This window comes from Blastomonas sp. AAP25 (assembly GCF_001295965.1).
In the GTDB taxonomy this organism is placed as follows: Bacteria; Pseudomonadota; Alphaproteobacteria; order Sphingomonadales; family Sphingomonadaceae; genus Blastomonas; species Blastomonas fulva.
This window is the reverse complement of the sequence record NZ_LJHP01000039.1, coordinates 1-24,450: the sequence shown is the minus strand read 5'-3', so window position 1 is coordinate 24,450 and position 24,450 is coordinate 1. Positions and strand designations below refer to the sequence as shown.

Below are 24,450 nucleotides of genomic sequence, written 5' to 3'. Positions count from 1 at the left end.
CGACGCGCGATGCGCGGCCAGCCGCTGCTGTTTCTGGGCACCGTCGTGCTGTTGTGGTGCGCGGCGCGGGTAATCCATCATCTGCCGGAAAACCCCGCGCAGCGCGCAGCGTCGTCTGCGCTCGAATTCGCGAACTCGCGGCAACCTGCCGCTGTGCAGCAGACACATGCGCAGCCGGTGCTGGCGGGCGCGCTGGCCATGATCGGCCTGCCTGGTCCTGCTCCCCGAACGATGGCGGGGCAGGGGGCGCTCGGACCCCCGCAGCCTCGCGGCAGCGATGCTGCTGCAAGCCTCGATTTCGATGTCGCGATGGCCCATCACCTGGCGTGGGTGGAAAGCCTGACCGCCTCTACCGGGCCCTCCGGCCGGCTGCGTTCGCCGTTGATCGACGCACCCTTGCTGATCGAGCCCGAGCGCGCCGTTCAGCCGCCCGCTGGAACAGGGGCGAGCCCTGTCGGCCTGTCGCGCGAGAAACGCTGGTCGGTCTATGGCTGGTCGCTGCTGCGGCAGGGCGGGAGCGATCGGACGCTGGCGCCGGGCGCGCAGTATGGCGGCAGCCAGGCGGGGTTGATCGTGCGCTATGCGCCGGGCCAGGGTCCCTTGGCACCGGTGTTCTATGCGCGCGCGGCGACCGCGCTGGAAAGCGGCGACGACCGCAGCCTGGCGCTTGGCGTGATGACGCGGCCCTGGGGAGCGGTCCCGGTCGATCTGGCGCTGGAGCGGCGCTTCGGGCTTGGTCAGGGCCAGCGCGACAGGTTTGCCGCGATGCTGGTGGCGGGCGGCGGCGCCGCGCTCGAGCACAGCAGCATCCGGCTGGATGCCTTTGCGCAGGCGGGCGTGGTCGGGTTGCAGGACCGTCAGGGCTTTTTCGACCTGCAGTTGCTCGCGGCGCGACAGGTGGCGGTGCAGGACCGGCACAGCCTGTCGCTGGGCGGCGGGCTGTGGGCGGGCGGGCAGCAGGAACTGGATGCCTCGGGCGACAAACGCTGGGTCCACCGCGTCGATCTGGGCCCGCGCGCTTCGGTCGCCTTGCCGGTGGGGGACAGCCAGATGACGTTCGCGCTGGACTGGCGCCAGCGGATCGATGGCAATGCCCAGCCCGCGTCGGGCGCGGCGCTTACCCTGTCCACCGGTTTTTAGCGGCGGAACGCACCAGCAAGGTCGCGTGCCCCCTTCTGCTGACAGCGTAAAGCGTCTAGCGTCGCGCGCATATCATGGACGTCTATCTTCCCATTGCGAATCTGTCGGTCAACGCGCTCGTCATCATCGGGCTGGGCGGACTTGTCGGTATACTGTCGGGGATGTTCGGGGTGGGTGGCGGGTTTCTCACCACGCCGCTGCTGATCTTCTACGGCATCCCGCCGACGGTCGCTGCGGCTTCCGCTTCCACCCAGGTCACCGGATCGAGCGTGTCGGGGGTGATCGCCTATAGCCGCCGCAAGGGGGTGGATTATCAGATGGGCGGTGTGCTGGTGGTTGGCGGCATCATGGGCACATTTGCCGGTGCCGCGCTGTTCCGCGTGCTCCAGCAGCTGGGCCAGATCGATACCGTGATCAACATAGTCTATGTGCTGCTGCTGGGGTCGATCGGCGGGCTGATGGCGCGCGAAAGCCTGGCGAGCGTGCTGGCGATGCGGCGCGGCGAGCGGCTGCCGGCCAAGAAGCGGCGGCACCATCCGCTGGTTGCCAATCTGCCGCTGCGCTGGCGGTTCTACCGCTCGGGCCTCTATATCTCTCCGCTTGCACCGCTGATCCTGGGCTTTGCCACCGGCATCCTGACCATCCTGCTGGGCGTCGGCGGCGGCTTCGTGATGGTGCCTGCGATGCTGTACCTGCTGGGCATGGGCGCACAGGTGGTGGTTGGCACCTCATTGTTCCAGATCCTGTTCGTCACGCTTGCATCCACCATGGTGCACAGCCTGACCACCAAGGCGGTGGACATCGTGCTGGCGGTGCTGCTGCTGATCGGCAGCGTGACCGGCGCGCAGATCGGCGCGCGGTTTGCACAGAAGTTGCCACCCGAATATCTGCGGCTGCTGCTCTCGGTGCTGGTGCTGCTGGTCGCGCTGCGGCTGGGGATTGGCCTCGGCTTTCGCCCGGCGGAAATCTATTCGGTCGAGCTGCTGCAATGAGGCTGGCGCGGCTCCTGGCGGCGCTGCTGGGCGCATGGCTGCTGACTGCAGCGAGCGAGCCGGTGCTGGTGCCCGAAGTGTCGCAGCGCGACATCCAGATCAAATACGGTTTTACCGGTGCAGAGCTGCTGCTGTTCGGCGCGATCGTCTATCCCGGCGGCACCCCGCCATCGGGGGACAGCGATATCGTGGTGATCCTCAAAGGCCCGCCGCAATCGATCATCCTGCGCGAAAAGCAGCAGATTGCTGGCATCTGGATCAACGCTGCCAGCACCGAGTTCCGCTCGGCCCCGGCCTATTACGCGCTCGCCTCTTCGCGCCCGATAGAGAAGATCGTCGATAAGCGCACCGCTGCGATCTACGAATTCGGCCTCGGCAATCTGCAGCTCTCGCCAGCAGGGTCGATCGACCCCAAGGAGCAGCGGCGCTTCCTGTCCGGGCTGGTCGATCTCAACCGTCGCGAAGGGCTGTACAAGCAGCAGGAAGGCAGCGTCGAGATTCTGGAGGATGTGCTGTATCAGGCGCGGCTGTCGATCCCCGCCAGCGTGCCCACCGGAATGTACACTGCTGAGACCTTCCTGGTGCGCGACGGTCAGGTGCTCGCTGCTGCGGTGCGCGAGATCGAGGTGCGCAAGTTCGGGTTCGAGCGGTTTGTCGCGACAATGGCCGAATATCAGCCGTTCTTTTATGGCGTCAGTGCGGTTCTGGTCTCGCTGCTGCTCGGCTGGATCGGCGGCGTGGTGTTCCGCAAGATCTGAGACGGCCCTCGTGGCAAGCGCCAAACCCTTCGGCATAGAGGGAAAATTTACCCAACCGGGCTAGGAGCGAGCTGTACTTGCTTCAGAAAGGCACCGGACGGCGCGATGGTTGAGCTGAATCCCCGCAATTTCCAGGACCGCGCGCCAGCCGCTCCTGCTGATCTTCCCGCCATGCCCCGGATGGCACCGCGCCCCGCAGAGCATCTCAAGATCGGCGAGGTCGTCGAGATCGCCGGGTCGAGCTCGCAGGTGCTGCTCGATGCCAGCCGTCTGGCCACGCTGACCGACCATAACGATCCCAGCGTGTCGATGGCAGGCCAGGTGGGCAGCCAGGTCAAGATCCGCATGGGGTCGCGCTGGCTGGTCGCCAATGTCCGCACCCAGCGCATGCATCAGCGCGAGGCCGGGCTGATCGTCTGCCAGATCGACTTTCTGGGCGAGGGCGAAGAGGAAAAGCTCACCGGCCGGATCTTCAATTTCCGCCGCGGGGTGACGCGCTATCCGGTCCCCGGCACGCCATTGTTCGCGATGACGAGCGCCGACCTCAAGCAGGTCTATGCCGCCGATTCGCGTCCGCATATCGAGATCGGCACGGTATACCCCACCGCCGACACCCGCGGCGCGCTGTATGTCGACGCGCTGCTGGGCAAGCATTTCGCGCTTCTGGGCTCGACCGGTACCGGCAAGTCCACCGCCGCCGCGCTTATTCTCCACCGGATCTGCGACATGATGCCCGATGGCCATATCGTGATGGTCGATCCGCATGGCGAATATGCCAGCGCCTTCAGCGAGAATGGCGCGCTGTTCGATGTCGGCAATCTGGCGATGCCGTACTGGCTGATGAACTTCGAGGAGCATTGCGAGGTGTTCCTCACCTCTTCGGGCGCGGACCGGCAGACCGATGCCGAGATTCTCGCCAAGTGCCTTCTGTCCGCCCGGATGAAGAGCAAGGCGGCGATCAACGCCTCGCGGGTGACCGTCGACACCCCGATCCCCTATATGCTGTCTGATCTGGTTGCCAACATCCAGAACGAGATGGGTAAGCTGGACAAGGCGACATCGAGCGCGCCGTTCCTGCGGATCAAGGGCAAGATCGAGGAGATGAAGGCCGACCCGCGCTATACCTTCATGTTCTCAGGCATGCTGGTGGGCGACAATATGGTCGACTTTATCGCGCGGATTTTCCGCATGCCAGCCGAGGGCAAGCCGATCTCGATCATCGACGTGTCGGGCGTGCCGTCCGACATCACCTCTACCGTCGTGGCGGTGCTCAGCCGCATGGTGTTCGACTTCGCGATCTGGAGTCGCAAGGACAAGATCACCCCGGTGCTGCTGGTGTGCGAGGAAGCGCACCGCTACATCCCGTCCGACCGCGTGCTCGAGCACAGCGCGGTGCGCAACGTGCTAAGCCGCATTGCCAAGGAAGGCCGCAAATACGGCGTCTCGCTGGGCCTGATCACCCAGCGCCCGTCCGATCTGTCCGAAGGCGTGCTGTCGCAATGCGGGACCATCATCGCAATGCGCCTCAACAACGACCGCGACCAGGCGCATGTCCGATCGGCGATGCCCGAAGGCGCGCGCGGGTTCCTCGATTCGATTCCCGCGCTGCGCAACCGCGAGTGCATCATCTGTGGCGAGGGCGTGTCGATCCCGATCCGCGTGGCGTTCGACGATCTGGCCGAGGCGCGGCGTCCGGCATCGGACGATCCGCTGTTCAGCAGCCTGTGGTGCGAGCGCGGCGGCGAGATGGAAATGGTTTCGCGGGTGGTCAGTCGCTGGCGCAACCAGGGCAACCAGTCCGGCCAGCGCTGATCAGGTTCCGCGCGTATCGCCATACAGGTGGATGTGCAGCCGGTCTGTGAACCGCCATCCACGATCGAGGCACAAAGGCGCAAGCCAGTGCGCGCGCTGCTGCAGTACGGCAGGGCTGGTGCCCTCGGGCATCAGCAGGATGCGTTCGTCCGGGATAGCATATTGGCTGGCCAGTGCGGCAATCTCGTCGGCATCTTCCGGGCTCGCCACCACGAACTTGAACCATGCGCGCGGGTCGCGGGCATAGCCCGCCAGGCTCGTCTCGTTCACCCTGAGGTCTGCGGCATTGCCCGAATGCGCGAGCTTGGGTGACAGGTTCAGCTGATCGACATGCGCATCGAAGGCAGCCGTCAGCGCGACCGTGCCGTTGCTCTCGATCTCGATATGATAGTCAGGCCCCAAAAGGGCGCACAGGGCAGCCAGCGCGGGCTGCTGCAGCAGCGGCTCGCCTCCGGTGAAGACGATGTGGCGACACCCGAATTCTGCGATGCGCCGGGCCACCTCGGCAATGTCCAGCGTCAGGCTGTTCTCGCGCCGGACAAAGGTCTCGCCTCCGCGATGCCTGGCGTTATGCCCGGTGAAATACCAGGTATAGGGCGTGTCGCACCACAGACAGGCCAGGTTGCACCCCGACAACCGCACAAACACCGATGGTCTGCCCAGCGAGATCCCTTCGCCCTGCAGCGAATGGAATATCTCGGGTTCTCCGGGATGGACAGTGGCAAGGCGCAGGCTGGTCATGGCTCCCGGCCCTTAGCGAAAAATCTTCCGCCTGCCAAAAAAAGTGGCCGCACCTGTCACAGACAGATGCGGCCACACCCCCCAATGGCAAAGTCAGGAGTGAACAGACCCCGATCAGAAGGCCGCGGTGACCCCGAACACGATCGTCGAATCGGCGATCTGGCCGCCGCCGGTGCGGAACTTCTGGAAGTTCGGCAGCAGATAGGCCGATTCGGCGCGTCCGATGTCGGTGTCGACATAGCTCACGCTCAGCGTCAGCGGTCCGTAGACATTGACCGACGCGCCAACCGAATAGTCCCAGTATTCGCCGGTCGGCGTCACGCTGGTGCCGTTGGGGCCAAGGCCCGGATTGCCTTCCGAATAGCCGATATGCGCGGTCAGGCTGACCGGAGTGTCGGGGATGGCGAAGCTCGCATCACCGGAGAGATACAGGTTGTCCTCTTTCTGACCGCGGCTGAACGGCGTGTTCGAGAAGTTGCCCAGCGCTTCCTGCTTGGGGGCGTAATAGACAGCGGCGGTCAGCGAGACCGGCCCTGCGGTGCCCTTCAGCTTGGCATAGCCTTCGAAGAAGTCGGTGTTGTCGAAGCCGTCGGGGTACATGTACCACGTCACGCCTACATCGATGCCGGCCGAGCCGATCGTGGTGGCATAGCCTGCGAACAGGTCGACCTCGAGGTTCGGACCGCCAAAGGTACCCCAACCGGCAAGGTTGGAACCCCAGGTGCCGGCGTAGAAGCCCGATTCGTGGCTGACGGTGAAGCCGCCCTGAAGCGCGACGCCCTCATCGGACTGCGAAACGCCGCGGAAGCGGTAGTCAGAGACAAGGCCGACAGAGCCGGAGATGGTCACCGGCGGCGAGGCCTCTTCTTCCTGCGCGAACGCAGGGGTGGCAACAGCCGACGATACGAGAACGGCGAGGCCAGCAAGGCCCCGGTGGAATTTGGACGTACGCATGTTTTTCCTTTCAACTGGATGCGTTTCGTCCCGCCTGCGCTGCGATGGCGACCCTCTGTTCTTGCGGCGTCCCTGTGCGCCGTGATGGGGTGCTCATAATCAGCGACAGCAATGCTGCCGTGTCATGCTGCGCTGCACAAGAGAAAAATGCCAAAATTATGACATTGGTTGAAAGAATGTGTCTTTCGCGTCACGCTGAACAGACCATATCGGACCTATACAGAGCTGTGCTTTATCACCGCGATCGCGCGTGTGCGCAGTATCCTTGCGAATTAGAGCGGTGTTAACCGGGGCGCCTTATTGCCTTAGGCTATGTTTGCTCCGCTCTCCCCGATTCTGGCGGCTGATGATGGCGCCGATGCCCAGGCGCAGGTCGTGCTGGGCCAGTTCGAATCGATGACGCCGGTGCTCGCGGTGATCGCCCGGCTTGCCGGGGTCGCGCCCCAGGCTCGCGCAGGGCTGCTTGAACAGAGTGCAGACCTGTCGGCTGTCCTCGCATCGCTGCCGCCCGAACGGATGCGGTTTGCCGCGGAGCAGCTGGAGACATTGGGCATGGTGTTGCAGGCAGGGCTGATCGCGCTCGAGAATGCGCGGACCACAGGACGGTTCAACCGCGCCGCCGCGCTGCTGCTCCACGCCGAAGCCTCCGGTCTGTATCGCGACATTCTCCACGACCTCGGCCGTAGAGGACACCATTGAGCGCGGTCCTGCGCGACCGGCTTTCCTTTGTTCCCGTTTTGTATTAGCAAGGCGGCATGACCGACACCCGTTTCCATGCTGCCTCCATCGTGGCGGACGACCCGCTCCCTCCCGTTCCGACCGACATCTGCGGCCTGCCTCAGGGTGCAGCAGCGGTTGCGCGCGGCATCGCCCGGTTGTTCCGCCGCAACCAGATCTGGGTGGCGCCGGAAATCGCGCTGCCCAATGGGCGCCGTGCCGACCTGATGGGGCTCGATTCGCGCGGCGCCATCGTCATCGTCGAGATCAAGGTGTCGCGCGCCGATCTGCTGGGCGATGCCAAATGGCCCGAATATCTCGACCATTGCGACCGCTTCTACTGGGGCCTGCCGCCGTCGCTCGATGCCGCCCTGGTCCAGTCGCCTGCGTTTCTGCCGGACACGACCGGGCTGATCATTGCCGATGCCTACGATGCCGAGATCGTTCGCCCCGCTGCAACCCGCCCGCTGGCGCCCGCACGCCGCAAGAGCGAGACTGCGCGGCTGGCCTGCCTTGCGCTGCGACGGCTCAACCTGCTGCACGATCCGGCGGCGCCGGGCGAACCCTATTGATAACCAGATAGGTTATTAAAGCTTGACATCGTAACGCTGATATGGCACAAAACCTGAACATCGAGATGGAGCGAGTCGGGCAGATGGCCTGACGGGCGGCTCCTGCGGTGTCCCTTCTTCATGCTTGTCGCTGTTCTGCGCGGAGATGCCTGTTTGTCCGATACCGTGTCGGAGGAATGCCTGTGGGCGTTTCTCGATCATCTGGCTGAGACGTCGAACGTTTCGGTGGCGGCGAAGCGTGCCGGGGTGTCGCGCTCGGCGGTGTACCGGTTGCGCGCGAGCAGCCCCGCCTTTCGCGCGGGCTGGCAGTCGGCGATTGCCACCGGGTATGACGAGCTCGAGTTCCGGATGCTCAAGACCGCGCGCTTCGGCACGTTGAAGCCGGTGAAGCGTCCCGATGGCAGCATCGGGCGCGCCACCGAATATGACGATGCCCAGGGCCTCAAGCTGCTGATGGCGTACAAGGCCAATCTCGAAAAGGCGGGCGCCGACAAGGGGCGGGGCGAGGTCGCCGGCGATGCAGCGTCCGCCCGCGCGGCGCGCGATCAGCTCGCCGCCACGCTCGAGCAGATCCGCCAGCGGCTTGATGCCTCGACCGGCGCGGGCAGCACAGATGATCCAGACGCGGCGTCGCAGACATGAACGGACGCTCGCTGGCCGAACGGCTGGCGGCGATGCCGGCGGCTGCGGCGCGGCGCTATATCGACGGGCTCAGCGATCCTGCTGTGCAAGGCCTGGCGCATCACTGGCAGTTCTGGGCGCGGCCCGCGCAGATCGCGCCGGATGGCGTCTGGCGCATCTGGCTGATCATGGCCGGGCGCGGCTTCGGCAAGACGCGGGCGGGGGCCGAATGGGTGCGCAGCATTGCCGAGGCTGATCCCGATGCGCGGATCGCGCTGGTCGCGGCGAACCTGGCCGAGGCGCGCAGCGTGATGGTCGAGGGGCAAAGTGGTCTTCTGGCCATCGCGCCTGATGCCATGCGGCCACACTGGGAGCCTTCGCTGCGCCGGTTGCGCTGGCCGGACGGGGCGCAGGCGACGCTGTTTTCGGCCGCAGAGCCCGAGAGCCTGCGGGGGCCCGAGCACAGCCATGCGTGGTGCGACGAGATTGCCAAGTGGGACAACGCCTCGGGCCGCGCGATGGCGGCGTGGGACAACCTGCAGCTGGGCCTGCGCGTCGGTGCGCTGCCGCAGATCGCGGCGACGACCACACCGCGCGCGGTGCCTCTGGTGCGGCATCTGCTCGCCGATCCGGCGGTGGTGATCAGCCGGGGCAGCAGCCATGCCAACCGCGCCAACCTGCCGCCCGCGTTCCTGGACGCGGTGCAACGCCATTATGGTGGGACCGCGCTGGGGCGGCAGGAACTCGACGGCAAACTGCTCGACGATATCGAAGGCGCCTTGTGGAGCCGCAGCCTGATCGAGGCGTGCCGGGTGCGCTGGAGTGCGCAAGGGTTGGAGCGGGTGGTGGTCGGGGTAGATCCGCCTGCGGGGTCGTCGGGCGATGCGTGCGGGATTGTTGTGTGCGCGCTGCTCGAGGACGGGCGTGCCGCGGTTCTGGCGGACTGCTCGGTCGAACGCGCTTCGCCCGAAGGCTGGGCACGTGCGGTGGCGCGGGCGTCGGAACAATGGAATGCCGACCGCATCATCGCCGAGGCCAACCAGGGCGGCGAGATGGTGGGCGCGGTGCTGCGCGCATCGAACATCGCGCTGCCGGTGCGGCTGGTGCATGCCAGCCGGGGCAAGGTGGCGCGGGCCGAGCCGATCGCCGCGCTCTATGAGGCCGGCCGCGTGATCCACTGCGGCACCTTCGCGCAGCTTGAAGACGAGATGTGCGGGCTGATGACCGGCGGCGACTATCAGGGGCCGGGTCGCTCGCCCGACCGCGCCGACGCCCTGGTCTGGGCGCTGACCGAACTGATGCTGGGACGGCGCGGCACCCCGCGCATCCGCTCACTGGAGAACTGACATGGGATATTGGAAGGATCTGGCGCTCGCGCTGAAAGGCGCGAGAACCGAACGGCCGCCTATGGCGCGCGCGTATACCAGCCCATGGAGCCTGGCTCTCGCCGATCCGCCTTTCTCTTATGCCGAGCTGGGTCGCAGCGCCTATTGCGACAACCCGATCGCGCAACGCGCGGTGCGGCTGGTGGCTGAAGGGGTGGGCGGTGCGCCGATCACCGCGTCCGATCCTGTGATGGCGGCACTGGTGGCCACCACCAGCGCAGGACAGGGACTGCTCGAAACGCTGGCGGCGCATCTGCTGCTTCACGGCAACGGCTATGTGCAGATCCTGCGCGATGCCGATGGCCGCCCGGCAGAGCTTTATGCGCTGCGCCCCGACCGGGTGACGATCGAGCCCGATGGGCGCGGCTGGCCGGCGGCCTATGTCTACCGCGTCGGCGATACCGCGACGCGGCTGGCGGCGCAGGAGGGCGATGGTGCGCCGGTGATCGTCCATATCAAGGGCTTCCACCCTACCGATGACCATTATGGCCTCGGCTGCCTGGGCGCGGCGGCGCGCGCAGTGGCAGTGCACAATGCCGCCAGCCGCTGGAACCAGGCGCTGCTCGACAACGCCGCTCGGCCCTCGGGCGCTCTGGTGTATCGGCCCGACGAGCCGGGCGGGGTGCTCTCGCCCGACCAGTTCGCGCGGCTCAAGGCTGAACTCGAGGCGAGCTTTGCAGGCCACGCCAATGCCGGGCGGCCGATGCTGCTCGAAGGCGGGCTGAGCTGGCAGAGCATGGCGCTGTCGCCTGCGGACATGGATTTCGTGGCACTCAAATCGAACGCCGCGCGCGAGATCGCGCTCGCCTTCGGGGTGCCGCCGATGCTGCTCGGTCTGCCCGGAGACAATACTTATGCCAATTATCGCGAGGCCAACCGTGCGCTCTGGCGGCTGACTTTGCTGCCGCTCGCGGACAAGATCACCGCCGCAATCGCCCAGGGCCTTGGCCATTGGTGGCCCGATGCGGCGCTGGGCGTCGATCAGGACAAGGTGCCTGCCTTGTCCGAGGACCGCGAGCGGTTGTGGCTGCAGGTCGGCGCGGCAGATTTTCTTTCGCCGGAGGAAAAGCGCGCGATGCTGGGAATCGGAAAACCATGATGGACAATGAGGACATGCTCGCCACCCTGATCGCGCAGGCGGCGGAGGAAGGCGCGGACCTTGGGTCGCTGCGTGCGATCGTCGAGGAATCGGGCGATCTGGGAGCGCAGCGCGCGCTGGCGCGGATCGGGCTCGATGACGCCCGTGCCGGTCAGGACATGCGCGAGCTGCGCGAACTTCTGCAGGCCTGGCGCGATGCGCGCTCGGGGCTCTGGGGTGCGACGTTCGACAAGTTCGTCCGCGCGCTGATGGCGATCCTGCTGGCAGCGCTCGCGGTGCAACTGGGCGTTGGAGACATCGTCCAGTGACGCTGCGCTTTGCAGGCTATGCCGCATTGTTCGACCGGATCGATCGCGGCGGCGACATCGTGCGGCGCGGGGCTTTTGCAGGGTCGCTGGGGACAGGCGAACTGCCTTTGCTGTGGCAACACCGGCCCGATCAGCGCATCGGGAGCATCCGCCATGCAAGCGAGGACCGGCGCGGGCTGCGTGTCATCGCGGCGCTCGATCCTGATGCGCACGATGCGCTTGCTGGCCTGCGCAGCGGCAGCGTCACCGGGCTAAGCTTTGGCTACCGCGTCCGCCGCGCGCAGGGCCGCGCACCGCGCGAGCTGATCGAACTCGATCTGGTCGAGGTGAGCCTGGTGACACTGCCGATGATGCCGGGCGCGAAGGTTCACATGCTGCGCTGAACGCCGCGAGAGAATTTGACCATCATTCCCCCGCTCCGGCGGGGTTTTTCATGCCTGAAATCCGGGGGTGGTCCCCGTGTGATCCGTGAACTGAAGGAAAAGCTTATGGAAATGCCCCCGAACCCGATCGAACTGAAGGCTGATGCCGATCCGCTGGAGGCGTCGTTCGACGCCATTCTCGATGCCGAAGACCAGGCCGAGCGCATTGCCGCGCTCGAAACCGGGCTCGACGGTGTGCGCAGCGATGTCGATGGGCTGAAGGCCGAAGGCGCAACGATGCGCGAGCGGATCGACCGGCTGGCGCGGTCGAGCGGACGTCCCTCGCTTGGCGGCGGCGACGGCATGGCGCCCGAGACCAAGTGCTTCGTCGACCAGTATCTTCGCCGCGGCCTGGAGACCGGGGTCAAGAGCTTTACCGCGACCAGTGGCCCCGATGGCGGCTATGCGGTGCCGCGCGAGATCGATGCGCTGATCGCGCGCACGCTCGCCGATATCTCGCCGATCCGCGCCATTGCCTCTGTCGTGCAGACCGGCACCGCGGGGTATCGCAAGCTGGTGACCACCGGCGGCACGCCCTCGGGCTGGGTCAGCGAGGTGGCGGCGCGGCCCGAGACCGATACGCCCGCCTTCGCCGAGATCGCGCCGCCCACTGGGGAGCTTTATGCCAACCCGGCGGCCAGCCAGGCGATGCTCGACGATGCCGCGTTCGATGTCGAAAGCTGGCTGGCGGGCGAGATCGCCGAGGAGTTCGCGAGGGCCGAAGGCGCGGCATTCGTGAACGGCAACGGCACCAACCAGCCGCGCGGGTTCCTGAATGGCACGCCGACGACGCAGGACGATGCCGCGCGCGCCTTTGGCGTGCTGCAATATGTCGCCGCCGGGGCGGACGGCAATTTCGCCAGCACCGCGCCTGAGGACCGGCTGGTCGATCTGGTGCATGCGCTGCGCCCCGCTTACCGTCAGGGCGCGAGCTTCGTGATGAACTCCTCGACGCTGGCGCGCATCCGCAAGATGAAGAGCGATGACGGCGCATTCCTGTGGCAGCCTTCGCTGGCGGCGGGCCAGCCCGCGACTTTGCTCGGCTATCCGGTGGTCGAGGCCGAGGACATGCCCGATATCGCTTCGAACAGCCTGTCGATCGCCTTCGGCAACTTCCGCGCCGGCTATCTGATTGCCGAGCGCAGCGCGACGACGATCCTTCGCGATCCGTTCACCAACAAGCCGTTCGTGCATTTCTATGCGACCAGGCGGATCGGCGGCCAGGTGATGAATGCGCAGGCGATCAAGCTGATGAAGTTCGCCGCCAGCTGACCGGCTGCAGCGGCTTTCCGTTACCCATCCGATTGCCGGTTGCCCGCACGGGCGCATCGGCAAGGGTGCCCGCGCGGGTCCTCCCCGCCCGCGCGGACATTTCGCGCTGCGCGTGATCCATCAAGGACAGCTTTGACATGCCCGATCTCTTCTTTGCCGATCTGGTGCGCGAGAGCAGCACCGGCACCGGAACCGGTGCGCTGCCGCTCGATGGCGCGACGCCCGGCCATCGCCGCTTCGCCGATTGCGTGCCGCCTGGCAGCCGCTTTCATTATGCGATCGCCGGCGTCACCCACGAACAGCAATGGGAGGTGGGCGAGGGCGAGCTGACGGACGGAGCGCTGGCCCGGATCGAAACGCTTGCCTCGTCCGCCGGCAATGATCCGGTCGATTTTCTCCAGGGGCTCAAGATCGTCACGCTGACGGTGGCGTCGGCCTGGTTCGCCGCGCGCGAGGACCGCAGCGGGCACAACCATGACGCGATATCCTTCGCCGATGGCAGCGCCGCAGCGCCCGCGATCGGCTTTGCCGGTGACAGCGACACCGGGATGTTCCATCCGGCGGCGAACAGCCTGGGCATCGCCATCGGGGGTGCAGAGGCAGCGCGCTTTGCCGCTTCGGGCGGGCTTGGCATCGGCACCCAGACCCCGGTGGGCGCGCTGCACATCCGCTGGAACGGCTATGATCCCTTCGGCAATGCGACCTCGGCGATGACGCTCGACGGGGCCTATGGCGGCGGCCTGATCTTCAAGGATGGCGCGGGCTATGTCGGGCTGTGGGCGACCGAGGGGGGCAGCGCGTTCAACGTCAGCCTGGGGGGCGTTGGTCACATGCATGCGCTGCAGATCACGCCCAGCTTCGTGCGACCGGCCTTCGATACCGCGCTGGCGCTGGGCCAGGCGGAGCACAGGTTTTCCCAGCTGTATGCGATGACCGGCACGATCAACACATCGGATGCCGCCGACAAGCTCTGGCAGGGGGCGCCCGATGCGCAGGAAATCGCCGCCGGGCGCGCACTGATGGCGGAACTCGGGTTCTTCCAGTGGCTGGATGCCGTCGAGGCCAAGGGTCCGCAGAACGCGCGGCGGCATTTCGGGCTGCGCGCGCAGAACGCCTTTGCGATCCTCGCGGCGCATGGCCTCGACTGGCGGCGCTATGGCTGGTGCTGCCACGACCGCTGGTCCGACGACGATGGCGAACACGAGCGCTTCGGCATCCGGTCCGATCAGCTGGCGCTGTTCCTGATGGCGGTGCTCGCGCACGAGACCGGCCTGACCGCGCCTTCGGAGACGCCCGATGCTGCGGGGTGATCCGGTAGCTGGGGCAGCGCTCGCCGGTGGAGGGCCGCGCCGCGGCACCGCCGCCGCACTGGGGCCGCTCGCAGACACCGTCCGCCCCGGCCATCGGGGCATGGCCGCGCGCGGGCTTCGGGCGATGACCCCGCGCCGCCCGTGAGTCAGCACCGTCCTGCGCCAATCGGCCCTGCCAGAAAGAGGATGAAGCCATGAGCCTGTTCGTCAAGGATCCGGACAGCCGGATCGATTATCGCATCGATTGGGGCGCCGCCTATCTGGGTGACACCCTGATCGTTGCCAGCAGCTGGTCGGTATCGCCCGTGCGCGCCGGCGGTCTCGCGGTGGCGGCATCCTCGCATGATGGCCGCAGCGCCAGTGCAACGCTGACCGGCGGGGTGGCCGGCGCGAGCTATGCGCTGATCAACCGCGTGACGCTGTCCAATGGCGAGATCGACGAGCGTTCGGTCGCCGTCCGGGTGGAGCAACGCTGATGGCGATGATCACCAGCGAACCCGTTGCCCTCGCACCGCTCGCACTCGCCGAGGTCAAGGCGCATCTGCACATCACCCGCGATGCCGACGATGCGGTGCTGACCGGGCATCTGCGCAGCGCAGCAGCCTTGTGTGAACAGTTCATCGGCCAGTCGGTACTGCAGCGCCCGCACCGCGAGACCCTCGCCGTGGCGCGCGACTGGCAAACGCTGGCCGCTCAGCCGGTGGTTGCGATCACCGGGGTGACCGGTATCACTGCTGACGGATCGAGCCTGGCTCTGGCGAGCGATGCCTATGCAATCGCCCTGGATGCCGATGGCTCTGGCCGGGTGCGGGTGCTGCGACCGGGATCGGCAAGCCGCATCGAGGTGCAATATTCCGCCGGGATCGCCTCGCACTGGGGCGACCTTCCCGAGCCGCTCAGGCAGGGGATCATCCGGCTGGCGGCGCATGTGCATCTGGCGCGCGATGGCGCTGGCGATGCAGGTCCGCCCGCATCGGTCAGCGCGCTGTGGCGGCCCTGGCGGGTGGTGCGGCTGTGAGCGCGCAGGGTTTCGGCCGCGTGCTGCTGCGACAGGCAACGCGGATCGGCGCACGACGCGCGGAGACCGTGGCGCAGCGGCTGTGCGATGAGGTCGGCGTGATCCTCCCCGACATCCGCATCTGGCGGGAGGGCACACGCGTGCGCCTGGGCGCGCGCGGCCTGCGTCGGCGCTGGATCACCGATGCAGCCCTGCGCTGGCTGGGAAGGTTGCTGCGATGAGCTTGGAACAGGATTTTGCCCGCGCCGCGATCGACTGGCTGGCGGGCGATGCCGCGCTGGTGGCGCAGGTCAACGGCGTCTTTCATCGGAGCCCTGCGCGGATCGCCGCGCCCTATGTGGTGCTTGAGGATGTGCTGGCGACCGACTGGAGCACCAAGGACCGGCCCGGTCGCGAGGCGCGGCTGGCGTTCACCATCCGCGATGGATCGGACGATTCCGGCCCTGCAGCGGCGATCACCGCCGCGCTCGAGGCACGGCTCGCTGCCATGCCGCCCACCGGTGGCGGCTATCGGATGGTCAGCCTCTCGCCGCTGCGCAGCCGCACGCTGCGGATCGATGCCCTGTGGCTCGTCACGCTCGATTACCGGGCGCGGCTCCTGCAATTGTGATGAAAGGAACTCTCGCATGACAGCGGAAAAAGGCAGCGCATTCCTGCTCAAGATCGGTGATGGCGCCAGCCCGGTTGCCTACCGCACCGTCGCCGGGCTGCGCACCACGCAGATGGCGATCAACGGCGAGCCGGTGGTGATCACCCACAAGGGCAGCGGCGGCTGGCGCGAACTGCTTTCGGGCGCGGGCGTGCGCTCGGTCTCGGTCTCGGCTGCCGGGCTGTTCCTGGGGTCTGATGCGGAAAACGCGATCCGCGCGCACGCGCTCGCCGGAACGCTCGACGATTATGAGCTGAGCTTCGAAAGCGGCGCGCGGATGCGTGGGCGCTTTTTGGTCGCACGGCTCGAATATGCCGGCGATTTCAACGGCGAGCGCAACTACACGCTGGCGCTCGAAAGCTCGGGCGCGGTGACCAGCCTGTGAGCGGGGGGCAGACCGCAAATCCGGTGCGCGGCGAGGCGCTGCTGCAACTGGGCGGTGCAGATATCGTATTGCGCCCCAGCTTTGCCGCGCTGGTAGCGGCCGAGCAGGAAACAGGGCCGCTGTTCGATCTGGTCGAGCGCGCGGCGAGCGGTCGGCTGGGGCTGGCGGAGATTGCCGCGCTGTTCTGGCATTGTCGGACCGAAGCCAGCTGTCCGCTGACGCGCGAGGCTTTTGGCGACGCACTGGCTGCGGCCGGGCTGGTCGCTTTGACCCCGGTGCTGCGTGTGCTGCTGCGGCAAATATTGCAGGGCCGGTGAGCGCCGCGAGCTTTGCCGAGGCGGCGCGTGTCCTGGCGGGGGTCAGCGCCTGGGCGCTGGGCTGGCGTCCGGAGGAGTTCTGGCGCGCGACGCCCGACGAATTGGCGGCTTCGCTGAACGGCCCGGCGCCTTCGTCGTCCGCACCCCCCGACACCCAGGCGATCGCGGCGCTGCGCACGATGTTCCCCGATCCCGTGGAGACACCCGATGGATGATGAAATCGAGCAACTGATGGTCGCCGTGCGCGCCGATACGCAGGGCTTTGCCCGCGATTGCACCACAATGCGCGGGGTCATCGATGGCCAGCTGATCGAAGGCTTCGGCCGTGCTGGGAAAGTGCTGGAAAGCGGTCTGCTGTCTGCGCTGCGCCGCGGCTCGCTGGGTCTCGAGGACCTGAAACAAATCGCGCTTGCGGTAATGGAAGAGATTGCGGCTGCGGCGATTTCGCGCGGGCTGGCATCGATCGGGCTTGGCGGCGATGGCGCGCCGTCTTTGGTTGGGGGCCTGCTCACCGGGCTGCTCGGCCTTCCCGGACGCGCGACCGGCGGCCCGGTGAGCGCGGGGCGACCGTATCTCGTCGGCGAGCGCGGGCCCGAACTGTTCGTGCCTTCGGGCTTTGGCCGGGTCGAGCCGCGTGTCGCAGGCGCAGGGTCCCGCGATGTGCGGGTGTCGATCAGCATCAACGCGGGCGGCCAGTCGGCGCCTGCCGCACTGCAGGCCTCCAGCCGCCAGGTGGCGCGCGCGGTGCGCCGGGCGCTGATCGAGGAGTAGGACGATGGCCTATTGGCTGTGCGATGCACGCGGCGACCAGATGGCGAGCCATATCCAGCGGTTCGATCCGCGCTTCTGGACGGTCAACTTTCCGCGCCCGATGATGGCATCGGTGGTCACCACCGCGCCGGACGCGCTGCGGGTCGATGCGGTGTTCTACGATCGCGAGGCGTTGGCCGGGCTGATCTGGGAGAGCGAAGACCGGTTCGATCACCCGCTGCTGGCCTATGCCACCGACCGGGATTATGCGCGCACCACGCTCAAGTTCCACTGGCGCTCGTCCGGGATCAAGCCGCTCGATGCAGTGCACGGGCCGACGCTGACCATCGAGGGCCGTGATGCCGCAGGCGCGCCGCGCAGCTGGTATGTCCGGCTGTGGAACCATGCAGTCGGCACGCCCGAGGATGCCGTTGTCACTCTGCCCTTTTCCTCGCTGTCGGGTGGCTTTGATCTGCCTGCGGAAGCTGACGCAGTGCACCCTTCGGACATCGACCGGATGTTCATCTCGCTGGTGCCCCCCGGTTATGACGGCACCAGCGGCGCTTTGGCACGGCCTGTTTCGGGCTGGGTCGAACTGACCGACATTGTCTGCGATGGCGAGCGCGCCATGCTCGACATCGGCGATGTGCTGGTCCCGCCGCATGGCCTTGCGATGGCGAGCGCCTATGACGACAGCTTCAACCTCACGCCGGCGCGGATGGTGCGCAATGTCATCGGCCTGGGGTATCGCGGGTCGCTCAACCATTATGTCGGGATGAGCCATTATTTCGCCCTGGAGCGCGACGGCGAGGCGCTGCTGGTGACCAGCGAGGGTGGCGCGATCAACGCGCCGTGCGCGGGATGGCACCGGAGCCTGGCGCAGGAGGCAAAGCGCTGGGGGCTGAGCCCGATCGTCTCGCTGTCGTATGAACTGTTCGATGCGCACTGCCCCGATGCCTGGAAGCAGCGCGCCGAAAATGGCGATCCGGCGCTGACCGGATGGGTGCCGCCGTCGACCCTGCTCAGCCCGGCTAACGGCGAAGCGATGGCCTATCTCCAGGCGGTCGGCGTCGCCTTCGCCCGGATCATCGCGAATGAAGGGCTGCCGGTGCGCTTTCAGGTCGGCGAGCCATGGTGGTGGATCATGCCCGATGGCCGCATATGCCTGTACGACGATGCCGCCACCGTGGCGTTCGGGGATGCGGGCGTGTCGATCCCCAGCATCAGGGCGTGGATGAGCCCGGCCCAGACGGCAATGCTCGACGCGGCGGGCGTCCTGCTCGCAGCATCGACATCGGCGCTGGTCGATGCGGTGCGCGAGGCGCTGGCGCCGCTGCCGGTGGAATCGCTGGTGCTGGTGTATCTGCCGACCGTGCTCGATACCGCAGCCCCCGATGCGCGGCGCGCCAATGTGCCTGTGGGCTGGGCCTGGCCGGCGTTCGATGTGCTGCAGCTGGAGGATTACGACTGGGTCATCGAGGGACGTTTTGCTGCGCAGCAAAGCGGGCTTGCGCTGATGCAGCAACGGCTGGGCTATCCGCTTGCGCAGCAGCATTACATGAGCGGCTTCGTGCTGCTGCCCGAACAGGCCGAGGTCTGGGCCGATATCGCGCGCGCGGCGGACTTGGCCAAGGATCGCGGGGTGGCGGAAACCTTGCTCTGGGCGCTGCCGCAGGTGGTGCGCGACGGGTTCACCTATTTCGCCCTGAATGCAGAAGGAGACGGCGCGATGCAGGCGTTTGACGATGTGAGCTTTCCGCTCGCGCTGGGGCGCGAGGCGCAGAGCACCAGCCGCTTTTCGACCCAGATCTTCCGATCGGTCAGCGGGCATGAAACCCGCAACAGCCAATGGGCGGATGCGAGCCTCAGCTTCGATGTCGGTCCCGGGGTGCGGTCCGAGGCCGATTGTGCCGATCTTGTCCGCTTCTTCCGCGCGCGGCGGGGCCCTGCGCGGGGATTTCGCCTGCAAGACCCGCTCGATCACAGTTCCGCACAGGACAATAATGCCCCGCATCACAGCGACCAGCTGCTGGGCGAAGGCGATGGTGTGCGGTCAGAATTTGCGCTGATCAAGCATTATGGCGAGCCGCCCGATGGCCAGCAGCGCCGCATCACCCGGCCTGTCGCGGAAACCGTCGCGGTGTCGCTCGACGGGACGCCAGCCAGCGGCTGGACGCTGCAACCTGGCGGGATCGTCCGTTTTGCCGATGCACCCGGGCCCGGTGTCGAGGTGCGCGCAGGCTTTAAGTTCGATGTCCCCGTGCGTTTTGCTTCGGATGAGCTGACGGTCAGCGCCGCGACCTATGCCGCAGGCGAGGCGGTATCGGTGCCGCTGGTCGAGATCCGCGAGGCAACATGAGGACGCGCTGGTTCGACCGGGAGCTCGATACCATCGCGATGCTGTGGCGGGTCGAGCGGCGCGACGGGATTGCGCTCGGCTTTGCGGCGCATGACCGCGATATCGTCGCAGGCCATGTCCGCTATCACGCGGCACCCGGGATGCTGCCCTCCGCGATCGAGATGGACGATGGCCTCGACCCGCTCGACATGGATATCGGCGGCGCGCTCAGCCACGATCTGATCCGCAGCGATAATCTGTCGGCGGGGCGGTGGGACCATGCTGCAGTGCGTATCGGACTGATCGACTGGGAACAGCCGGACGAAGGGGCGGGGTGGTTCTGGCACGGACATCTGGGCGCGGTGTCGAGCGAGGGCAGCCGGTTCTCCGCCGAACTGCGCGGCCTCAAGGCCGGTCTCGACCAGCCCTTCGCGCCCGTTGCCTCGCCATCGTGCCGCGCGGAATTCTGTGGGCCGGGCTGCGGCCTAGGCCGCGCCGCATTCGAACAGGTGGCGATGGTGGAGACTGCGGACGATGCGGGGCTGGTGTTTGCGGGGGTCGGTCCGGATGCCGCTGCCGCGCTGGTGCTGGGCCGGCTGCGCTGGATCAGCGGGCGCAATTGCGGGCTGGACGCGCAGATCATCGGACTTTCGGGTTCCGGCCTGCAGATCGACGGAAGGCTGGGGCACGCGCCGCAACCCGGGGATCGCGCGCTGCTGATCCAGGGCTGCGACAAGTCGCTTGCCACCTGCGCCGCGCGCTTCGGCAACGCGATCAACTTTCGCGGCGAACCGCATTTGCCGGGCAATGATCTGCTCACCCGGTTCGCGACCTTCTGAGCATGACAGACATCGTCGACGGGACCCAGGGCGACAGGCTGGCCGCGGCGGCGCTTGGCCTTGTCGGCGTGCCGTTTCGCATGCACGGGCGCGACCCTGCGACTGGCCTCGATTGCGTCGGCGTTGCGGTCGCCGCGCTGGCCGGGATCGGCACCCAAGTGTCGCCGCCCCTTGATTACAGGCTGCGCGGCGGGTGCCTGCACAGGTTCGATCGATGGGCCGCGCAGTGCGGTCTTACAGCGGTTCCGCTGCGGGGGAAGGACGTCCCGGGCGATGTTCTTTTGTGCGCAGCAGGACCGCAGCAATTTCACGTCATGATCGATGCCGGACCCGTGCTGGTCCATGCCCATGCCACCGTGCGCAGGGTCGTCGCCCACCCCAGGCCTTCGCCCTGGCCGGTGGTGCGGCGGTGGCAGTTGAGTAGGGAAAGCTAGTTCATGGCCACCCTGGTACTGAGCACTGTCGGAACGCTGGTCGGTGGCCCGATCGGCGGCGCGCTGGGCGCGCTGATCGGCCGGGCCATCGACCAGACCGTGCTGTTCAAACCCAAGGACCGCGAAGGGCCGAGGCTGACCGATCTTGCGGTGCAAAGCTCGCAATATGGCAGCCCGTTCGCGCAGGTGCATGGCCGCGCGCGGGTCGCCGGAACGGTGATCTGGGCGACCGACCTCACCGAAAGCCGCATCCGCGAGGGCGGCGGCAAGGGCAGGCCGGGGACGACGCGCTACAGCTATTCGGTGTCGTTCGCCGTCGCGCTGTCGAGCAGGCCGATATCCGGCATCGGACGCATCTGGGCGGAGGGCAACCTGCTGCGCGGCGCCGATGGCGTGTTCACCAGCGACACCGGCTTTCGTCTGCACCATGGGTTTGGCGACCAGCTGCTCGATCCGTTGATCGCTGCGGCCGAAGGCGTGGGCGCCTGTCCGGCCTATCGCGGGCTTGCCTATGCGGTGTTCGAGGACATGGCGCTCGAGGAGTTCGGCAACCGGATCCCATCGCTGACCTTCGAGGTGATCGGTGATGCGGGCGAGGTCGATATCGGTGCGGTCCTGTCGGGGATCGACATCGGCACCGACGGATCGATCGTTATGCCCGCCGTCACTGGGCTGGCGCTCACCGCCGCCACGCGCCGCGAGGTGCTGCAGGCCATCGCTAACGGCTTCCCGCTGGTGCTGCACGACAGTTCCGGTGCTTTGCATGCCGATTGGCGGCAGGGCCAGATGGCATCGGACCGCACGATCGCGGCCTCGGCCTTGCTCCCGCTATCGCCCGACAGCGACGATCCGTTCCCCTATCGCGCGCAGCGGACGGTGCCGCGCACCGATGCGGTGGTGCTGCGCTATTATGAACCCGAACGCGATTATCAGCCTGGGCTGCGCCGTCACGGCACCAGCACCAGCGGCCGGATGCGCCAGATCGACCTGCCGATGGTGCTGACCGCAGCTGCCGCGCAGCAGCGGGCCGAGGCACTCGCCCGGGCCGAACGCGACGGGCTGGAAAGGATCGACCTTCGCATTGCGACGCTGGATCTTGCGACGCTGCCGGGCAAGTGTGTTTCGATCGAAGGCATGCCCGGCCTGTGGCGCGTGTTGCACTGGCGGTGGAGCGCCGATGGCATCGATCTGGCGCTCGCCAGCCAAAGGCCTGGGGGTGCTGCATTGCCCTTGGGCGCAGACCCCGGGCGCAGCGTCAACACGCCAGACGGCGGTATCGGTCCAACCCGGTTCGCGCTGTTCGATCTGCCTTCGCCGATGGACCGGCCGATGGCGCATTCGCACATTGCGCTGGCGGTCGCAGGACCGCTTGCGGGGTGGCGCGGTGCGACGGTCTATCGGCGCGAGGCCGATGGTGACCTGGGCGATCTGCTGGATGTGCTGAGGGTTGGTGCGACCATGGGCCGCAGCATCGAGGCGCTGGGCCCGGGGTCCCCGCTGCTGCGCGATGACCTCAACAGCCTGACCGTGCAGCTCGTGCGCGATGGTCCGTTCGCGCTGGTCAACGCCGATGATGCGGCGCTGTCGCGCGGCGCAAATCTGGCGATGATCGGATCCGAGGCGATCCAGTTCGCGCGTGCCGATCCCTTGGGGGACGGCATGTTCCACCTGTCCGGGCTGTGGCGCGGTCGTGGCGGAACCGAAGACGCGATCGACGGGCATGCGGCCGACGAAGCTTTCGTGCTGATCACCGAGGCGCTGGGGCTGGTCGATCCTGCGCAGATCGGAGTGGAACCCGGGTTTCGCGCCGCCGCGCAAGGCCGTGACGATCACGAACCCGTGCTCGCCGAACTTGCAAGCCATGGCCGCGCGGCGCGGCCGCTGGCACCGGTGCATGGCAGCTGGCTCGACGACGGGGCAGGGGGGCTGCTGGTCAGCTGGGTCAGACGCAGCCGCAGCGGTTTTGTCTGGCGCGATGGCATCGACGTGCCGCTTGGCGAGGACAGCGAGGCTTATCGCGTGGCCATATCCGCCGATGGCAGCGTGATCGCTGAGTTCACCGTCCCCGAACCCGCCATTGTGTTCGATTCTGCAACCGTCGCTGGCCTGCGCGCAGCGGCGAGCGTGTCGCTTCTCGCCGCCGTCGTCCAGCAGGGTGTGTTGGGCCTTTCGCCGCCGTTGCTGGTCGATCTGCCGTTGTAAACCCGGCTCTGGCCGATGTCTCAGGAGCTTTGATCATGTCGCGTACGCCGAATTTTGACCTGCCCATGCTGTTCGCCGCGCAGGCGCAAAAGGAACTGACGCACAACGAGGCGCTGGTGGTGATCGATGCTCTGCTTGGCGGATGTATCGAGGGCGTCGCCTCCGACCCGGGTACTGTCGCTGCCGAACAGGGTAGGGCGTGGGTTGTCGGGCCGTCTCCGTCCGGCATTTGGGCGGACCGGGAATCGCATATCGCCATCTCCACGGCAGGCGGCTGGCGATTTGCGCCGCCGCTTGAGAGCATGCGGATTTACGACCGTGCCGACGGCGGGATGCGCCGCTTCGATGGCAGTGAATGGCTCGGTGCCGAGGCGATCGCGGACCCTGCGGGCGGGGCGGTGGTGGATGCAGAAGCGCGCACTGTGCTCACCGCGCTCCTGGCAGCGTTGCGCGAATTTGGCCTTGTTGCCGCTACATGATTGATCTCATGGGCATTCTGCGCTTATGATTCGCATATCGCCAGTCGCGTCTGCCCCGATCCTGCATCGACCCTCTGGCGAGCGCCATTTTTTGTCCGGCACCCCCTGAAATGGCGACATTTCGGCAACACTATCATTAAAACCGCGCTTGCGTGGCAACCGGGTTGGCGTTAGTAACGTTGCCGAGTTGTCGTTTCAAATCCTAATTATAAGGGGAATATCTATGCGAAAGTTAGTCATAGGACTGGCGTTGGCATCTACCGCCCTGACCACACCGGCGCTTGCCCGTGATGGCCAGTGGTATGTTGGCGTCGAAGGCGGCGCCATGCTCGTCGAGGACATCCAGTTCGACGTCGGTGCGGTCAACAACGGTGTCACCCTCGACACCGACACCGGCTATGATGTCGGCGGCATTGTCGGCTACGATTTCGGCCCGTTCCGTCTCGAAGCTGAAGTCAGCTATCGCGAAGCCGATGTGACCGATGTCCAGAGCACTGTGGCCATCGCACGTGGTGCGCCCCTTCCCGCTCTGGTTGGTCGTTCGAACGCAGTTGGCTCGGCCAACGTGCTCGCGTTCATGCTGAACGGCCTGGTCGACTTCGGTCCCGATGATGGCCTTCAGGGCTTTGTCGGCGGCGGTGTCGGTGTTGCCCGTACGGACATCACTGCAGCTGCCACCAACCCCGGCCGCGCTGCATTCCTGAACGATTCTGACACCGGCTTTGCGTGGCAGATCCTGGCAGGCGTTCGCGCTCCGCTCAGCGATAGCTGGGACGTGGGTCTGAAGTATCGCTTCTTCAACAGCGACTCGGTCAGCCTGATCGACGCCGGTGGACGTGATTTCGACGGTCGCTTCCGCAGCCACTCGATCCTGGGCAGCATCATCTACAACTTCGGTGGTGAAGAAGCGGCTCCGCCGCCGCCTCCCCCGCCGCC

At 66.8% G+C, this 24,450-nt stretch carries 30 protein-coding genes; 28 read left to right on the top strand and 2 right to left on the bottom strand.

Annotated features, from left to right (window positions below; all coding sequences use genetic code 11):
* Window positions 1-9: 9 nt before the first annotated feature.
* The 4 genes from IP68_RS18580 to IP68_RS18565 all read left to right on the top strand — a co-directional run bounded on the left by IP68_RS18580 (window position 10) and on the right by IP68_RS18565 (window position 4,702).
* A complete protein-coding gene (locus IP68_RS18580; RefSeq protein ID WP_054136517.1) occupies window positions 10-1,140 on the top strand; it encodes a hypothetical protein in 1,131 nt (376 codons plus the stop codon).
* Between the two features lie 74 nt (window positions 1,141-1,214).
* Window positions 1,215-2,132: a sulfite exporter TauE/SafE family protein gene (locus IP68_RS18575; protein WP_054136516.1), complete on the top strand. Its 918-nt coding sequence runs from the start codon at window positions 1,215-1,217 to the stop codon at window positions 2,130-2,132.
* The gene (locus tag IP68_RS18570; protein WP_054136515.1) at window positions 2,129-2,890 is read left to right on the top strand and encodes a TIGR02186 family protein; all 762 of its coding nucleotides are present in this window, start codon (window positions 2,129-2,131) and stop codon (window positions 2,888-2,890) included. Before IP68_RS18575 ends, IP68_RS18570 begins: the two co-directional genes overlap by 4 nt.
* A gap of 105 nt (window positions 2,891-2,995) precedes the next feature.
* Window positions 2,996-4,702 carry an ATP-binding protein gene (locus tag IP68_RS18565; RefSeq protein WP_082382492.1) on the top strand — a complete coding sequence of 569 codons (1,707 nt, stop codon included), beginning with the start codon at window positions 2,996-2,998 and terminating at the stop codon, window positions 4,700-4,702.
* On the opposite strand, the gene IP68_RS18560 is transcribed toward IP68_RS18565, so the two are convergent.
* Together IP68_RS18560 and IP68_RS18555 are read right to left on the bottom strand one after the other, a co-directional pair.
* A complete protein-coding gene (locus IP68_RS18560) occupies window positions 4,703-5,443 on the bottom strand; it encodes a 7-carboxy-7-deazaguanine synthase QueE (RefSeq protein ID WP_054136514.1) in 741 nt (246 codons plus the stop codon). It abuts the gene before it with no gap.
* Between the two features lie 114 nt (window positions 5,444-5,557).
* A complete protein-coding gene (locus IP68_RS18555) occupies window positions 5,558-6,397 on the bottom strand; it encodes a TorF family putative porin (protein ID WP_054136513.1) in 840 nt (279 codons plus the stop codon).
* Between the two features lie 312 nt (window positions 6,398-6,709).
* Here IP68_RS18555 and IP68_RS18550 point away from each other — a divergent pair, with 312 nt between their 5' ends.
* The 24 genes from IP68_RS18550 to IP68_RS18440 all read left to right on the top strand — a co-directional run.
* Window positions 6,710-7,096 (top strand): hypothetical protein, encoded by a 387-nt coding sequence (locus tag IP68_RS18550; RefSeq protein WP_054136512.1) that lies wholly within the window; start codon window positions 6,710-6,712, stop codon window positions 7,094-7,096.
* Between the two features lie 56 nt (window positions 7,097-7,152).
* Window positions 7,153-7,686, top strand: coding sequence for an MmcB family DNA repair protein (locus IP68_RS18545; RefSeq protein WP_082382491.1), 534 nt, complete (start codon window positions 7,153-7,155; stop codon window positions 7,684-7,686).
* A 153-nt stretch (window positions 7,687-7,839) separates the two neighbouring features.
* Window positions 7,840-8,328, top strand: coding sequence for a hypothetical protein (locus tag IP68_RS18540; protein ID WP_197275862.1), 489 nt, complete (start codon window positions 7,840-7,842; stop codon window positions 8,326-8,328).
* The gene (locus IP68_RS18535; RefSeq protein WP_054136510.1) at window positions 8,325-9,653 is read left to right on the top strand and encodes a DNA-packaging protein; all 1,329 of its coding nucleotides are present in this window, start codon (window positions 8,325-8,327) and stop codon (window positions 9,651-9,653) included. Before IP68_RS18540 ends, IP68_RS18535 begins: the two co-directional genes overlap by 4 nt.
* Window position 9,654: 1 nt before the next feature.
* On the top strand, window positions 9,655-10,791 hold the full coding sequence (locus IP68_RS18530) for a phage portal protein (RefSeq protein WP_054136509.1): 1,137 nt from the start codon (window positions 9,655-9,657) through the stop codon (window positions 10,789-10,791).
* Window positions 10,788-11,099, top strand: a complete 312-nt coding sequence (locus tag IP68_RS18525; RefSeq protein WP_335617672.1) for a DUF6127 family protein — start codon at window positions 10,788-10,790, stop codon at window positions 11,097-11,099. The genes IP68_RS18530 and IP68_RS18525 overlap by 4 nt, the downstream gene beginning before the upstream one ends.
* A complete protein-coding gene (locus tag IP68_RS18520) occupies window positions 11,096-11,482 on the top strand; it encodes an HK97 family phage prohead protease (protein WP_054136507.1) in 387 nt (128 codons plus the stop codon). Before IP68_RS18525 ends, IP68_RS18520 begins: the two co-directional genes overlap by 4 nt.
* A gap of 105 nt (window positions 11,483-11,587) precedes the next feature.
* The gene (locus IP68_RS18515) at window positions 11,588-12,793 is read left to right on the top strand and encodes a phage major capsid protein (protein ID WP_197275861.1); all 1,206 of its coding nucleotides are present in this window, start codon (window positions 11,588-11,590) and stop codon (window positions 12,791-12,793) included.
* A gap of 137 nt (window positions 12,794-12,930) precedes the next feature.
* Window positions 12,931-14,103: a hypothetical protein gene (locus tag IP68_RS18510; protein WP_054136506.1), complete on the top strand. Its 1,173-nt coding sequence runs from the start codon at window positions 12,931-12,933 to the stop codon at window positions 14,101-14,103.
* The gene (locus IP68_RS20365; RefSeq protein WP_156318280.1) at window positions 14,090-14,248 is read left to right on the top strand and encodes a hypothetical protein; all 159 of its coding nucleotides are present in this window, start codon (window positions 14,090-14,092) and stop codon (window positions 14,246-14,248) included. Before IP68_RS18510 ends, IP68_RS20365 begins: the two co-directional genes overlap by 14 nt.
* 49 nt (window positions 14,249-14,297) lie before the next feature.
* Window positions 14,298-14,579: a hypothetical protein gene (locus tag IP68_RS18505; protein WP_054136505.1), complete on the top strand. Its 282-nt coding sequence runs from the start codon at window positions 14,298-14,300 to the stop codon at window positions 14,577-14,579.
* Window positions 14,579-15,121, top strand: a complete 543-nt coding sequence (locus tag IP68_RS18500) for a phage head-tail connector protein (RefSeq protein WP_054136504.1) — start codon at window positions 14,579-14,581, stop codon at window positions 15,119-15,121. The genes IP68_RS18505 and IP68_RS18500 overlap by 1 nt, the downstream gene beginning before the upstream one ends.
* Window positions 15,118-15,342 (top strand): hypothetical protein, encoded by a 225-nt coding sequence (locus IP68_RS18495; protein ID WP_156318278.1) that lies wholly within the window; start codon window positions 15,118-15,120, stop codon window positions 15,340-15,342. The genes IP68_RS18500 and IP68_RS18495 overlap by 4 nt, the downstream gene beginning before the upstream one ends.
* Entirely contained in the window at window positions 15,339-15,731 is a 393-nt protein-coding gene (locus IP68_RS18490; protein ID WP_054136503.1) for a DUF3168 domain-containing protein, read from the top strand. The genes IP68_RS18495 and IP68_RS18490 overlap by 4 nt, the downstream gene beginning before the upstream one ends.
* 16 nt (window positions 15,732-15,747) lie before the next feature.
* Window positions 15,748-16,155: a phage tail tube protein gene (locus IP68_RS18485; RefSeq protein WP_054136502.1), complete on the top strand. Its 408-nt coding sequence runs from the start codon at window positions 15,748-15,750 to the stop codon at window positions 16,153-16,155.
* Window positions 16,152-16,472, top strand: a complete 321-nt coding sequence (locus IP68_RS18480; protein ID WP_054136501.1) for a gene transfer agent family protein — start codon at window positions 16,152-16,154, stop codon at window positions 16,470-16,472. The genes IP68_RS18485 and IP68_RS18480 overlap by 4 nt, the downstream gene beginning before the upstream one ends.
* Window positions 16,469-16,687 (top strand): phage tail assembly chaperone, encoded by a 219-nt coding sequence (locus IP68_RS18475; protein ID WP_054136500.1) that lies wholly within the window; start codon window positions 16,469-16,471, stop codon window positions 16,685-16,687. The genes IP68_RS18480 and IP68_RS18475 overlap by 4 nt, the downstream gene beginning before the upstream one ends.
* Entirely contained in the window at window positions 16,680-17,243 is a 564-nt protein-coding gene (locus IP68_RS18470; protein ID WP_054136499.1) for a hypothetical protein, read from the top strand. Before IP68_RS18475 ends, IP68_RS18470 begins: the two co-directional genes overlap by 8 nt.
* 4 nt (window positions 17,244-17,247) lie before the next feature.
* Window positions 17,248-19,581: a DUF2460 domain-containing protein gene (locus IP68_RS18465; RefSeq protein ID WP_054136498.1), complete on the top strand. Its 2,334-nt coding sequence runs from the start codon at window positions 17,248-17,250 to the stop codon at window positions 19,579-19,581.
* Entirely contained in the window at window positions 19,578-20,399 is an 822-nt protein-coding gene (locus IP68_RS18460; RefSeq protein ID WP_054136497.1) for a DUF2163 domain-containing protein, read from the top strand. Before IP68_RS18465 ends, IP68_RS18460 begins: the two co-directional genes overlap by 4 nt.
* Window positions 20,400-20,401: 2 nt before the next feature.
* On the top strand, window positions 20,402-20,833 hold the full coding sequence (locus tag IP68_RS18455; protein ID WP_054136496.1) for a hypothetical protein: 432 nt from the start codon (window positions 20,402-20,404) through the stop codon (window positions 20,831-20,833).
* Window positions 20,834-20,836: 3 nt separating this feature from the next.
* Window positions 20,837-23,035 (top strand): phage tail protein, encoded by a 2,199-nt coding sequence (locus IP68_RS18450; protein ID WP_054136495.1) that lies wholly within the window; start codon window positions 20,837-20,839, stop codon window positions 23,033-23,035.
* A gap of 35 nt (window positions 23,036-23,070) precedes the next feature.
* Complete coding sequence (locus tag IP68_RS18445; RefSeq protein ID WP_054136494.1) at window positions 23,071-23,514, top strand: DUF2793 domain-containing protein; 444 nt, start codon at window positions 23,071-23,073, stop codon at window positions 23,512-23,514.
* A 223-nt stretch (window positions 23,515-23,737) separates the two neighbouring features.
* Window positions 23,738-24,450: outer membrane protein (locus tag IP68_RS18440; protein WP_156318276.1), on the top strand; the 713-nt coding region annotated here is incomplete at its 3' end.